Genomic DNA, 13,174 nt, shown 5'->3' with positions numbered 1-13,174 from the left:
ACGCCTCCGTCCAGGTCTGGCTGACCGCGTTTTCAGAACGCATTTGACCGCGCCCATCCCTATGAATGCACCCACCACGCTCCAACATTTGATGCAAGCCGACGCCGACGCGCCGCGTTTGCGCGAGATCCCCTACAACTACACGAGCTTCTCGGACCGCGAGATCGTGGTGCGTTTGCTGGGTGAGCCCGCCTGGGGTTTGCTGAACCAGTTGCGCCAGGAGCGCGGCACAGGCCGCTCGGCCCGCATGCTGTATGAAGTGTTGGGCGATATCTGGGTGGTTGAGCGCAACCCCTATTTGCAAGACGACCTGTTGGACAACCCGGGTCGCCGCAAGCTGTTGGTGGACGCCTTGCAGCACCGTTTGGGCGAGGTGCAAAAGCGCCGCACCCCGCAGGCCGATGCTGCACGCGATGCGCTGGTGGGCCAGTTGCTGACCCTGGCCACGCAGGCCGTCACCCAATTCAACGAGCGCTTCACGCGCATGGCCAAACTGCGCAGCCAGGTGCAAAAGACCCTGGGGCGCCTGACGGCCAAAGACAACATCAAGTTTGACGGCCTGTCACGGGTGAGCCATGTGACCGACGCCACCGACTGGCGCGTCGAGTACCCCTTTGTGGTGCTGACGCCCGACTCCGAGACCGAGATGGCGGGTCTGGTCAAAGGCTGTATTGACCTGGGCCTGACCATCGTCCCGCGCGGTGGCGGCACCGGCTACACGGGCGGTGCGATCCCGCTGACCTGGAAGAGCGCGGTCATCAACACCGAAAAGCTCGAAGCCATGACCGAGGTCGACCTGGTCGATCTGCCGGGCATTGCCCACAAGATTCCGACCATCTACACCGAAGCCGGTGTGGTGACCCAGCGCGTGGCCGATGCGGCCGAGCGCGGCGGTTTTGTCTTTGCGGTGGACCCGACCTCTGCCGAAGCCTCTTGCATTGGCGGCAACATCGCCATGAACGCCGGCGGCAAAAAGGCCGTGCTCTGGGGCACTGCGCTCGACAATCTGGCCAGCTGGCGCATGGTCACGCCCGATGCCGAATGGCTGGACGTGGTCCGCATGGACCACAACATGGGCAAGATCCACGACGCCGAAGTCGCCACCTTTGAGTTGCGTTACTTCAAGGCCGACGGCAAAACCCCGATCCGCACCGAGACCCTGGTCATCCCCGGCAAGACTTTCCGCAAGGAAGGCTTGGGCAAGGACGTCACCGACAAGTTCCTCTCGGGCCTGCCCGGCGTGCAAAAAGAAGGCTGCGACGGCCTGATCACCAGCGCCCGCTGGGTGGTGCACCGCATGCCCACGCACACCCGCACCGTGTGCATGGAGTTTTTTGGCCATGCCCGCAACGCCGTGCCGAGCATCGTCGAGATCAAAGACTTCATGTTTGCCGAGCAAAAGCGCACCGGCACCGTGATGGCGGGTCTGGAGCATTTGGACGACCGTTATTTGCGGGCCGTGGGTTATTCCACCAAGTCCAAGCGTGGCGGGTTCCCCAAGATGGTGTTGATCGGCGACATTGCCGGTGACAACGCAGACGACGTGGCCAAGGCGACGTCTGAGATCGTGCGCATCGCCAATTCGCGCAGCGGCGAAGGCTTCATCGCCATCAGCCCCGAGGCACGCAAAAAATTCTGGCTGGATCGCAAGAAGACGGCCGCCATTTCGCGCCACACCAATGCCTTCAAGGTCAACGAAGACGTGGTGATCCCCTTGCCGCGCATGGCCGAGTACACCGACGGCATCGAGCGCATCAACATTGAGTTGAGCTTGCGCAACAAGCTCAAGCTGTGCCGCGAGCTGGAAGACTTTCTGGAGCGGGGCAATCTGCCGCTGGGCAAACAAGACGACGCCAACGAGATCGCTTCGGCCGAGCTGCTGGAAGACCGCGTGGCGCAAGCCTTGGCCGTGGTGCGCGAGGTGCAGGCGCAGTGGCAAGGCTGGCTGACCGATGTCGACGCGCTGTTCCCTCAGTTGCAAGACCACACTTTGCGCGCCAGCTGGAAGACGCAAATCCGTCCGGCTTTCCAGAACATCTTCTCGGGCTCGGCTTTCCTGCCGATCCTGAACGAGGTCCATGCCATTCACCAGCGCGTGCTCAAGGGCCGCGTGTGGGTGGCGCTGCACATGCATGCGGGCGACGGCAATGTGCACACCAACATCCCGGTCAACTCCGACAACTACGAGATGCTGCAAACCGCGCACGAAGCGGTGGCCCGCATCATGGTGCTGGCGCGCAGCCTGGACGGCGTGATCTCGGGCGAGCACGGCATTGGCATCACCAAGCTGGAGTTTTTGACCGACGCCGAGCTGGCCAATTTCACCGCCTACAAAGCCAAAGTGGACCCCGAAGGCCGCTTCAACAAGGGCAAGCTGCTGCGCGGCGCCGCCCTGACGGGCTTGGGCGACGATGTGCACGCGGCCGACCTGACGCATGCTTACACCCCCAGCTTTGGCCTGATGGGCCACGAGTCGCTGATCATGCAGCAGTCCGACATTGGCGAGATTGCGGCGAGCGTCAAGGACTGCCTGCGCTGCGGCAAGTGCAAGCCGGTGTGCGCCACGCATGTGCCGCGCGCCAACTTGCTTTACAGCCCGCGCAACAAGATTTTGGCCACTTCGCTGTTGGTCGAGGCCTTCCTGTACGAAGAGCAGACCCGCCGGGGCATCTCGGTCAAGCACTGGCAAGAATTTGAAGACGTGGCCGACCACTGCACCGTCTGCCACAAGTGCCTGACGCCTTGCCCGGTGAACATCGACTTTGGCGATGTGACCATGAACATGCGTAACCTGTTGCGCAAGATGGGGCAAAAGAGCTTCCGGCCCGGCAATGCCGCAGCCATGTTCATGCTGAACGCCACCAACCCCGAAACCATCAAGCTGGCCCGCATGGCCATGGTGGGAGTGGGCATGAAGGCCCAGCGGTTTGTGGCCGGTTTGCTCAAGGGCGTGGCCCGCAAGCAGACCAGCGCGCCGCCAGCCACGGTGGGCGCAGCGCCCATCAAAGAGCAGGTGATCCACTTCATCAACAAGAAGATGCCCGGCAACCTGCCCAAGAAAACGGCGCGGGCGCTGCTCGACATCGAAGACAACGACTACGTGCCGATCATCCGTGACGCCAAGGCCACAAGTTCCGAGTCCGAGGCGGTGTTTTACTTCCCCGGTTGCGGCTCCGAGCGCTTGTTCAGCCAGGTGGGCCTGGCCACCCAGGCCATGCTCTGGCATGTGGGTGTGCAGACCGTGTTGCCACCGGGTTACCTGTGCTGCGGTTACCCGCAAAAAGGCTCAGGTCAGTTCGACAAGGCCGAAAAAATCATCACCGACAACCGCGTGCTGTTCCATCGCGTGGCCAACACGCTCAACTACCTCGACATCAAAACCGTGGTGGTGAGCTGCGGCACTTGCTATGACCAGTTGCAGGGTTACGAGTTCGACAAGATCTTCCCCGGTTGCCGCATTGTGGACATCCACGAGTTCTTGTTGGAAAAAGGCATGAAGCTGGAGGCCGGTGGTGCTTACCTGTACCACGACCCTTGCCACAGCCCCATGAAGCTGCAAGAGCCCATGAAGACCGTGAAGGCCTTGATGGGCGACAACGTGATCGAGAGCAAGCGCTGCTGCGGCGAGTCGGGCACGCTGGGCGTGACGCGTCCGGACATCTCGACGCAGGTCCGTTTCCGCAAGGAAGAAGAGCTGCTCAAAGGCGAAGCCGCTTTGCGTGCCAGCGGCGCGCTGGCCCCGCAAGCCAACGTCAAAATTTTGACCAGCTGCCCGAGTTGCCTGCAAGGCCTGTCGCGCTATGGCGATGACATGAAAAACGGCCTGCTCGAAGCCGATTACATCGTGGTCGAAATGGCCAAACACATCCTGGGTGAGAACTGGATGCCCGAATATGTCAGCGCAGCGAACGCTGGCGGCATTGAGCGTGTGCTGGTTTAACCCCCTGAAAGAACAACATGGCCGGATTGAAAAAAGAAACACCCACGCCCGAGTCGCTGACCGTGCATGGCCAGACCAAGGTGCTGGAAATCGGCTTTTCTGACGGGGCGCAATTCCGCATTCCGTTTGAGCTGATGCGCGTGTATTCGCCCTCGGCCGAAGTGCAAGGCCACGGCCCCGGGCAGGAAGTGCTGCAAACCGGCAAGCGCGATGTGTCCATCGCCGAGATCGAACCGGTGGGCAACTACGCGGTCAAGCCCACGTTTTCGGACGGCCACGAGTCGGGCTTGTTCACCTGGGAGTACCTGTACTTTTTGGGCTCCGAGCAAGACGCGCTCTGGAAACAATACGAAGACCGTTTGCAAGCTGCCGGCGTGAGCCGCGATGCACCCATGATTGAAAAAGCGGGCAGCAGCTGCGGTCACAACCATTGAACACCCGGTTGAAAGACTTGCCATGAGCACCACACATTTCGGTTTCAAAACCGTTGACGAAAAAGAAAAAGCCAAACACGTCCGTGGCGTGTTCGACTCGGTGGCGTCCAAATACGACGTCATGAACGATCTGATGTCCATGGGCCTGCACCGCGTGTGGAAGGCCTACACCGTGCAGGTGGCCAACCTGAAAGAGGGCGACCAGGTGCTCGACATCGCAGGCGGCACGGGCGATTTGTCGATGGCCTTTGCCAAAAAAGTGGGCGCCACGGGCCGCGTGGTGCACACCGACATCAACGAAGCCATGTTGTCGACCGGGCGCGACCGCCTGGTGGACCACGGCTTGGCCCTGCCCACGCTGGTGTGCGATGCCGAAAAGCTGCCGTTTCCCGACAACCACTTCAATGTGGTCAGCGTGGCCTTTGGCCTGCGCAACATGACCCACAAGGATGTGGCCCTCAAAGAGATGTGCCGTGTGCTCAAGCCCGGTGGCAAATTGCTGGTGCTCGAGTTTTCCAAAGTGGCCAAACCGTTGGAGAAGGTCTACGACTGGTACAGCTTCAACATCCTGCCCAACCTGGGCAAGCTGGTGGCGGGTGACGCTGACAGCTACCGCTACCTGGCCGAATCCATTCGGATGCACCCCGGCCAGGAAGAGCTGAAAACCCTTATGAAAAATGCCGGATTTGGCCATGTGGACTTTCACAACTTGTCGGCCGGGGTGGTAGCCTTGCATATGGGTATCAAATGTTGATGCCCATCTGAACACTTTTGGACCGGAGTTGGAGACACCATGAACAAGTTGATGACACTGATACTCGCTGGCGTATTGGCCTTGGGTAGCCTCAATGCCGAAGCTGCCCGACGCATGGGCGGTGGCAAGTCGATTGGCCAGCAATCGAGTCAGGTCACCAAGCGCGAGGCTGCGCCTGCAGCCCCTGCGCAAAACGCAGCCGCTGCCAATGCCGCCAAGCCCGCGGCTGCGCCTGCTGCTGCCGCTCCCAAAAAGCCTTGGGGCGCCATGTTGGGTGGTTTGGCCGCTGGTCTCGGCTTGGCCTGGTTGGCACATTCGCTGGGCATGGGCGGCGCCTTTGGCAACGTTTTGATGTTCTTGTTGATCGGTGTGGCTGTGATGGCGGTGATCGGCATGGTCATGCGCTCGCGCCGCAATGGCGCACCCGCCAACCAGGGCGGCTTCGCTTACCAAGGGGCAGGCGCATCGGCTGATCAGCCAGCGTCTTTCAAGCAATACAACCCGGAAAAAGTGGGCAATGACGCTTCTGCCCGCCCATGGGAATCCCAAAATACCCGTTTTGACAGCTCGGCTGTGGAGTCCAGCAGTGGCTCCATGATTGGATCGGCCCTGAGCGGCAGCCAATCCTGGGGCATTCCTGCGGGCTTTGACGTCGACAGCTTTGTGACGGCAGCCAAACGCAATTTTGTGACTTTGCAAGACGCTTGGGACCGCTCAGACATCAGCACCTTGCGCTCCATGATGACCGACACCATGGTGGCCGAAATCCGCAGCCAGTTGGCCGAGCGCGAAGCGCAGTTCCCCGGTCAGCCCAACAAGACCGAAGTGGTCATGCTCGAAGCCCAATTGCTGGGTATCGAAGAACAGGCTGAGGCCTATTTGGCCAGTGTCGAATTCAACGGCATGATCCGCGAGGACGCTTCGGCAGGCCCCAGCTCTTTCCGCGAAGTCTGGAACATGACCAAATCCAAACAAGGCGGCGGTTGGTTGGTTGCAGGCGTGCAAGCACTCCAATAAAGCCTGGCCCCGGATGGGGCTCCGCTTTCGGGAATAATCGGGGACTATGGCAACACAGTCCCCTTTTTCTTGGGCCGCTCAGGCTCTCCCTGACATGGTCAATCAGATGGCCGCGAATTTTCAGCCCCCGGCTTGGGTGGTCGACGAGTCGGTCAATCGGCTTGTTCTCTTTCTCAACCATGTGCTGATGAGTGAGCCCGAGGCCATGGCGCGCTTGGCTCGGCAAAAAGGCCAGCGCATTGAGCTGATCTGGGACCGCATGCAACTCCAGCTCACCCCCACACCGGCGGGCTTGCTGGAGCGGGGCCGTTTTGACGGCTTTGATCTGCGCCTGTCGGTGACAGAAGAGTCGCCCGTCTCCTTGGCCTCGGCCCTGGCCAAGGGTGACAAGCCCAAGGTGCGCATCGAGGGCGATGTGCAATTGGCCGCCGAGGTCAATTGGTTGATCGACCATGTCCGCTGGGACGCCGAAGAAGACCTGGCCCGCTTGATCGGTGACGCACCGGCCCACACGCTGGCCCAGGCCGCCCGAAAAGCCATGGACGCTTTGCGCAGCTTTGTGGCTTCACGCCCTGGCACCGACGTGGCCCGTTCATCCGGTAGCGCCGCATGAGCCGCCTGGGTCGCGGTGCGTTCATCGTCTTCATTGTCCTGCGCTACGGCCTGGACGAATTGGTGTTGTCCAGCTTTCAAAAGCCTTGGATTCGCCTGTTGGCCCGCATCTTGTCGGTTGGGCGTGACCTGCGCTCACCCCGGGCCGTGCGCCTGCGTGAGGCGCTGGAGCGGCTGGGTCCGATTTTTGTGAAGTTCGGCCAGGTGTTGTCCACTCGGCGCGACCTGCTGCCGCTCGACATCGCCGAAGAGCTGGCCAAATTGCAGGACCGTGTGCCCCCGTTTGCTTCTGAGATTGCCGTGGCCACCATCGAGCGGGCATTCCGCAAGCCGGTGGACGACATTTTTGAAAGCTTTGAGCGCCAGCCGGTGGCCAGTGCGTCGATCGCACAGGTCCACTTTGGCACCTTGCGCAGCAAGTCGGGCGAGTTGCGCGAAGTGGCTGTGAAAGTGTTGCGCCCCGGCATGCTGCCGGTGATCCAAAAAGACCTGAGTCTGATGCGCATGATGGCAGGCTGGGTCGACAACCTGAGCGCTGACGGCAAGCGCCTTAAACCACGCGAAGTGGTGGCCGAGTTCGACAAATACCTCAATGACGAGCTGGACCTGGTGCGCGAAGCGGCCAATGCCGCCCAGTTGCGCCGCAACATGCAGGGCCTGGATCTGGTGCTGATCCCGGAGATGATCTGGGACTTTTGCCAGCCCGAAGTGATCGTGATGGAACGCATGCACGGTGTGCCGATCAGCCAAGTCGATCGCCTGCGCGAAGCCGGGGTGGACATCCCCAAGCTGGCGCGCGATGGCGTGACGCTGTTTTTCACGCAGGTGTTTCGCGATGGGTTTTTCCATGCCGACATGCACCCGGGCAACATCCAGGTCAGCCTGGCCCCGGACACCTTTGGCCGCTATATTTCGCTCGATTTCGGCATCGTGGGCACGCTCACCGAATACGACAAAGAGTACCTGGCGCAAAATTTCACCGCGTTTTTCCGCCGCGACTACAAACGCGTGGCCGAGCTGCACATTGAGTCAGGCTGGGTGCCTGCCGACACCCGGGTGGACGAGCTGGAGTCGGCCATTCGTGCTGTGTGCGAGCCTTACTTTGACCGGCCGTTGAAGGAGATTTCGCTGGGCATGGTGCTGATGCGCCTGTTCCAGACCTCGCGCCGCTTTCAGGTCGAGATCCAGCCCCAGCTGGTGCTGTTGCAAAAAACCCTGCTCAACATCGAAGGCTTGGGCCGCCAGCTCGACCCCGAACTGGACTTGTGGAGCACGGCCAAGCCCTTCCTTGAAAAGTGGATGCTGGACCAGATTGGCCCCAAAAAATTGCTCGAGCAGCTGAAAGACCAGGCCCCGCATTACGCCAAGTTGCTGCCCCAGTTGCCGCGTTTGTTGCATGAGTATCTGAAGCAAACACATTCAAACGACAACCGCCAGATCGCGCAATTGCTGGCCGAGCAGCGCCGCACCAACAACCTGCTGCAAGTCCTGCTCTACATGGGCGTGGGCTTCGTCTTGAGTTTGTTGGCTTTGCAGGTCTGGTCGCACATGCAGTTGTATTGATTGCCCGCTTCACCCCCCCAAAAAAAACAGGAGACATTGCCGTGTTGTTGACCCTCGTGATCGCCTACCTTTTGGTGACCATCGCGATTGGCCTGGTGGCCGCCAAGCGCGTTAAAAACACCGCCGACTTCGCCATTGCCGGAAGGCATTTGCCCTTGGCCATGATCGTGACCACCACCTTCGCCACTTGGTTTGGCTCCGAGACGGTGCTGGGTATTCCGGCCAAGTTTGTCAACAGTGGGCTGCATGGCGTGGTTGAAGACTCCTTTGGTGCGGGCAGTTGCCTGATCCTGGTGGGGCTCTTTTTTGCAGCCAAGCTCTACCGCATGACCTTGCTGACCATCAGCGACTACTTTCGAGAGCGCTATGGGCGCAGTGTCGAGGTCATCTGCTCCGTCATCATCATGGTCAGCTATCTGGGGTGGGTGTCGGCCCAGGTCACGGCTTTGGGCCTGGTGTTCAACGTGCTGTCAGACGGCGTGGTGAGCCTGCCCGTGGGCATGGTGATTGGCGTGGTCTCCATCCTGGCCTACACCTTGTTTGGCGGTATGTGGTCCGTGGCCATCACCGATTTCATCCAGATGATCATTTTGGTGGTGGGCCTGGCCGTGCTGGCGGTGTTTGCCGGCAATCAGGCCGGTGGGGCCGACAAAGTGCTGGCCCTGGCCGTGAGTCAGGACATGTTCAAGTTCTTGCCCGAGCCCCACCTGAAAGACATTCTTTTCTTTTTTGCTTCGGCCATCACCATCATGCTGGGCTCCATTCCCCAGCAAGACGTGTTTCAGCGCGTCATGTCGGCCAACAGCGAATACGCCGCGACCCGAGGCCCGGTGATCGGTGGGGTCTTCTACATCCTGTTTGCCTTTGTGCCCATGTTTTTGGTGGTCAGCGCGATGATCATCATGCCGGAGCAAGCGGCGGCGCTGATCAAGGACGACCCGCAAAAAGTGTTGCCTGTGCTGGTCATGACCCAGATGCCCTTCATCATGCAAGTCTTGTTTTTTGGGGCCTTGCTTTCTGCCATCAAGTCTTGTGCTTCGGCCACTTTGCTGGCCCCCAGCGTGACGTTCACCGAAAACATCTGGCGTCAGTTTTTCCCGCATCAAAGCGACCGGCAAGAGCTCAAGGCCATGCGGGTGACCGTCCTGGTGTTCAGCATCTTGGTGCTGGGCTATGCCATTGCCATGCAAGGCACCTCAATTTATGAAATGGTCTCCGGGGCTTATCAGGTCACTCTGGTGGGCGCGTTTGTGCCCTTGGTCTTTGGGCTGTACTGGAAAAAAGCCACCACACAGGGGGCGCTGTTTTCCATTGTGTTGGGTCTGCTGACATGGTTGTTGTTCATGTTGACACCGGCTGGAGAGGAATTCCCCGGCCAATTGGCGGGCGTTTTGGCCAGTTTGACGGGCATGGTGCTGGGCTCCGTGGGGCGTCAAGCCATTCGCAACCAGCATGCTTCACACCACAAAGTGGTCGGCCTGGCCTGAGCGGCTGTGAAGGCCGGGGCCTTGAAGCGGTGGCCCCCGCCTATAATTGAGGGTTCTGTGTTTTCCACCTGAAAAGAGCCCTCTTCATGCCCATTTACGCCTACAAGTGCGACGCCTGCGGCCATGCTAAGGATGTGCTGCAAAAAATGTCCGATGCACCCCTGACCGAATGCCCCGCCTGCGGTGCGCCCAAGTTCAGCAAACAACTGACAGCCCCTGGTTTTCAGCTCAAGGGCACAGGCTGGTACGCGACCGATTTCAAGGGTGGCGGTGTCACGGGTGCACCCGCTTCCACCGCAACGGCCTCCGATGCCGCAGCACCGGCCACGTCTGACGCCTCCAGCGCCGCCAGCTCAGGGGCTGCCGAGTCGAGCGCTCCGGCCGCCTCGGGTGGCTGCGCGCCGTCTTGCGCTTGCCACTGACCTGTCCACATTGATTGCCCCCATGAAACAACGCAGCTTCAAACAGTATTTCATCACCGGTCTCCTGGTGTGGCTGCCCATGGGCATCACGGTTTGGGTGCTGAACTGGCTGGTGGGTTTGCTGGACGGCATTTTCCTGGCCGTGCTCTTGGCTGCCGATACCCTGATCCCTGGCATGCACAAGGTGGCCGAACTGCTGCGCGGCATCCCCGGCTTGGGCGTGATGCTGGTGGCCTTGGTGATTTTTGCGACTGGCGTTTTTGTGGCCAACATGTTTGGTCAATGGTGGTTGCGCCAGTGGGACAGCCTGATGAACCGCATCCCGGTGGTGCGCAGCATCTACACCAGCGTCAAGCAGGTGGCTGACACTTTGTTCTCGGGCAGCGGCAATGCGTTTTCCAAGGCTTTGCTGGTTCAGTACCCTCGCCAAGGCTCCTGGACCATCGCTTTTCTGACCGGCACACCTGGCGGTGAAGTCGCCAAACACCTGGGCCAGCCCATGGTCAGCGTGTATGTGCCCACCACACCCAACCCGACTTCGGGCTTCTTTCTGATGATGCCCGAAGCCGATGTCATCGAGCTCGACATGAGCGTCGACGACGCCCTGAAATACATCATCTCCATGGGGGTGGTTGTGCCAGGTGGGCCAGAACAACTCCCGGTGGCTGCGCCAGTCGCCGCTCAACAATCCTCGTGAATCGGGTGGCAGCCAGTTGGCCGGTCGACCCCAGTATTTAGAAAGTCAAAAAAATGTCCATGCGTTCCCACTATTGCGGTCTGGTGACCGAAGCCCTGACAGGCCAATCCGTGAGCCTGTGCGGCTGGGTCAACCGTCGCCGTGACCACGGCGGTGTGATCTTCATCGACTTGCGTGACCGCGAAGGCTATGTGCAAGTCGTGTGTGACCCCGACCGTCCTGAGATGTTCAAGGTGGCTGAAGACGTGCGCAACGAGTTTTGCGTGCAGATCAAAGGCGTGGTGCGTGCCCGCCCTGACGGCACGACCAACGACAACATGAAAAGCGGCAAGATCGAAGTGCTGTGTCACGAACTGATCGTGCTCAACGCTTCGGTGACGCCACCTTTCCAGATCGACGAAGAAAACCTGTCCGAGACGACCCGCCTCACGCACCGCGTGCTGGACCTGCGCCGTCCGTACATGCAAAACAACCTGATGCTGCGCTACAAGGTGTCGATGGAAGTGCGCAAGTACCTCGACGAAAACGGCTTTGTGGACATTGAAACCCCGATGCTGACCAAGAGCACGCCCGAAGGCGCGCGTGACTATTTGGTGCCCAGCCGTGTGCACGATGGCCAATTCTTCGCGCTGCCCCAGTCGCCCCAGCTGTTCAAGCAGCTGCTCATGGTGGCGGGCTACGACCGTTACTACCAAATCACCAAGTGCTTCCGCGACGAAGACTTGCGCGCTGACCGCCAGCCCGAATTCACACAGATCGATATCGAAACATCGTTCCTGACCGAAGAAGAAATCCGCGACATGTTCCAGGGCATGATCAAGCGCGTGTTCCAGAAAACCATCGGCGTGGACCTGGGCGAGTTCCCGGTCATGACTTACCAGGACGCCATGCACCTCTACGGCTCGGACAAGCCCGATCTGCGCGTGAAGTTGCAGTTCACCGAAGTCACCGACGTGATGGGCGATGTGGACTTCAAGGTCTTCTCGGGCGCGGCCAACATGAAAGGTGGCCGCGTGGTCGCCCTGCGTGTGCCCAATGGTTCGGTCGAAGGCGGCGGCATCAGCCGTGGCGAAATCGACGCCTACACCGAGTTCGTCAAGATCTACGGTGCCAAGGGCCTGGCCTACATCCGCGTCAACGACCTGTCCAAGGGCCGTGACGGTCTGCAATCGCCCATCGTCAAGAACATCCATGACGCCGCATTGACGGCCGTGCTGGAGCGTTCGGGTGCCCAAAATGGCGACCTGATTTTCTTCGGTGCCGACAAGGAAAAGATCGTCAACGACGCCATCGGCGCGCTGCGCATCAAGATCGGCCACAGCGCCTTTGGTAAAGCCAATGGCCTGTTTGAAGACCGTTGGGCTCCGATGTGGGTGGTGGATTTCCCGATGTTCGAATACGACGACGAGAACCAGCGCTACACCGCGGTGCACCACCCCTTCACGGCGCCCAAAGACGGTCACGAAGACTGGATGGTCACAGCCCCCGAGAAGTGCATCTCCAAGGGCTACGACATGGTGTTGAACGGCTGGGAAATGGGCGGCGGCTCGGTGCGTATCCACCGCGCTGATGTGCAGCAAAAAGTGTTTGACGCTTTGAAGATCACGCCCGAAGAGGCCCAACTCAAATTCGGTTTCTTGCTCGACGCGCTGCAATACGGCGCGCCCCCACACGGTGGCCTGGCCTTCGGCCTGGACCGCATCGTGACGCTGATGACCGGTGCTGAATCCATTCGCGACGTGATCGCTTTCCCCAAGACACAGCGCGCTCAGTGCTTGCTCACGCAAGCCCCAAGCCCTGTGGACGAAAAGCAATTGCGTGAACTGCACATCCGATTGCGCAATCTGGATGCCGTCAAAGCCGCTTAACCCACGCTGAACCTGCAAAACGACAACGCCACCTTCGGGTGGCGTTGTCGTTTGTGCATCGGATGTGGGGGCATTCGTCGTTGCAGGGCGTAAGACGGCACAAACGCATCGCGGGTGTGGCCGTTGTGGGACGCCCACAAAAAAGGCCTCAAAACCGGAGTCGTGAAGCCTTTGATGTCTGCGCTCAGCCGTGAAGCTGAGCCAGAGTTTTTGCAACGGCAGTCAAGCCGTTGAGGGGGTGCAGGGCTTAGTAGCCGCCGCGGCCGCCTGCTTCGTGGCCCCGGCCCTGAACCTGCCTGCTGCGACGGCCGAGTGGACCGCCAAGGCCGAAGCCGACGTCAGCATCGAAGCGGCCAAGACATCCGCCTTTGCCCGCTGGA

Annotated in this window: 11 protein-coding genes; all 11 read left to right on the top strand. The window is 60.3% G+C overall.

The window, feature by feature from the left end:
- Nucleotides 1-61 precede the first annotated feature (61 nt).
- Nucleotides 62-3,940 (top strand): DUF3683 domain-containing protein, encoded by a 3,879-nt coding sequence (locus tag B9Z33_RS00055; RefSeq protein ID WP_108285034.1) that lies wholly within the window; start codon nt 62-64, stop codon nt 3,938-3,940.
- 17 nt (nt 3,941-3,957) lie between these two features.
- Nucleotides 3,958-4,374: a gamma-butyrobetaine hydroxylase-like domain-containing protein gene (locus tag B9Z33_RS00050; RefSeq protein WP_108285033.1), complete on the top strand. Its 417-nt coding sequence runs from the start codon at nt 3,958-3,960 to the stop codon at nt 4,372-4,374.
- 22 nt (nt 4,375-4,396) lie between these two features.
- Nucleotides 4,397-5,128, top strand: a complete 732-nt coding sequence (gene ubiE, locus B9Z33_RS00045) for a bifunctional demethylmenaquinone methyltransferase/2-methoxy-6-polyprenyl-1,4-benzoquinol methylase UbiE (protein ID WP_108285032.1) — start codon at nt 4,397-4,399, stop codon at nt 5,126-5,128.
- Nucleotides 5,129-5,167: 39 nt separating this feature from the next.
- Complete coding sequence (locus B9Z33_RS00040) at nt 5,168-6,145, top strand: Tim44 domain-containing protein (protein WP_108285031.1); 978 nt, start codon at nt 5,168-5,170, stop codon at nt 6,143-6,145.
- 46 nt (nt 6,146-6,191) lie between these two features.
- Complete coding sequence (locus tag B9Z33_RS00035) at nt 6,192-6,758, top strand: hypothetical protein (RefSeq protein ID WP_199220251.1); 567 nt, start codon at nt 6,192-6,194, stop codon at nt 6,756-6,758.
- Nucleotides 6,755-8,320, top strand: a complete 1,566-nt coding sequence (ubiB, locus tag B9Z33_RS00030; protein WP_108285029.1) for a ubiquinone biosynthesis regulatory protein kinase UbiB — start codon at nt 6,755-6,757, stop codon at nt 8,318-8,320. Before B9Z33_RS00035 ends, ubiB begins: the two co-directional genes overlap by 4 nt.
- Before the next feature lie 41 nt (nt 8,321-8,361).
- Entirely contained in the window at nt 8,362-9,807 is a 1,446-nt protein-coding gene (locus B9Z33_RS00025) for a sodium:solute symporter family protein (protein WP_108286034.1), read from the top strand.
- An 86-nt stretch (nt 9,808-9,893) separates the two neighbouring features.
- Nucleotides 9,894-10,229, top strand: coding sequence for an FmdB family zinc ribbon protein (locus tag B9Z33_RS00020; RefSeq protein WP_108285028.1), 336 nt, complete (start codon nt 9,894-9,896; stop codon nt 10,227-10,229).
- A gap of 22 nt (nt 10,230-10,251) precedes the next feature.
- Nucleotides 10,252-10,926 carry a DUF502 domain-containing protein gene (locus B9Z33_RS00015; RefSeq protein ID WP_108285027.1) on the top strand — a complete coding sequence of 225 codons (675 nt, stop codon included), beginning with the start codon at nt 10,252-10,254 and terminating at the stop codon, nt 10,924-10,926.
- A 53-nt stretch (nt 10,927-10,979) separates the two neighbouring features.
- The gene (gene aspS, locus B9Z33_RS00010) at nt 10,980-12,794 is read left to right on the top strand and encodes an aspartate--tRNA ligase (protein ID WP_108285026.1); all 1,815 of its coding nucleotides are present in this window, start codon (nt 10,980-10,982) and stop codon (nt 12,792-12,794) included.
- 190 nt (nt 12,795-12,984) lie between these two features.
- Nucleotides 12,985-13,174, top strand: a 190-nt coding sequence (locus B9Z33_RS00005; protein WP_146183802.1) for a hypothetical protein, incomplete at its 3' end; no start/stop codon positions are given.

The sequence above is a fragment of the Limnohabitans sp. T6-20 genome (assembly GCF_003063505.1).
Lineage (GTDB): Bacteria > Pseudomonadota > Gammaproteobacteria > Burkholderiales > Burkholderiaceae_C > Limnohabitans_A.
This window is presented reverse-complemented; position numbering and strand designations above follow the sequence as displayed.

Excerpts from the sequence above, each read along its gene's own strand:
- B9Z33_RS00035 (WP_199220251.1), top strand. The coding sequence starts at position 6,192 with ATGGCAACACAGTCCCCTTTTTCTTGGGCCGCTCAGGCTCTCCCTGAC.
- aspS (WP_108285026.1), top strand. The coding sequence starts at position 10,980 with ATGTCCATGCGTTCCCACTATTGCGGTCTGGTGACCGAAGCCCTGACA.
- B9Z33_RS00020 (WP_108285028.1), top strand. The coding sequence starts at position 9,894 with ATGCCCATTTACGCCTACAAGTGCGACGCCTGCGGCCATGCTAAGGAT.
- B9Z33_RS00055 (WP_108285034.1), top strand. The coding sequence starts at position 62 with ATGAATGCACCCACCACGCTCCAACATTTGATGCAAGCCGACGCCGAC.
- B9Z33_RS00015 (WP_108285027.1), top strand. The coding sequence starts at position 10,252 with ATGAAACAACGCAGCTTCAAACAGTATTTCATCACCGGTCTCCTGGTG.
- B9Z33_RS00050 (WP_108285033.1), top strand. The coding sequence starts at position 3,958 with ATGGCCGGATTGAAAAAAGAAACACCCACGCCCGAGTCGCTGACCGTG.
- B9Z33_RS00040 (WP_108285031.1), top strand. The coding sequence starts at position 5,168 with ATGAACAAGTTGATGACACTGATACTCGCTGGCGTATTGGCCTTGGGT.
- ubiB (WP_108285029.1), top strand. The coding sequence starts at position 6,755 with ATGAGCCGCCTGGGTCGCGGTGCGTTCATCGTCTTCATTGTCCTGCGC.
- ubiE (WP_108285032.1), top strand. The coding sequence starts at position 4,397 with ATGAGCACCACACATTTCGGTTTCAAAACCGTTGACGAAAAAGAAAAA.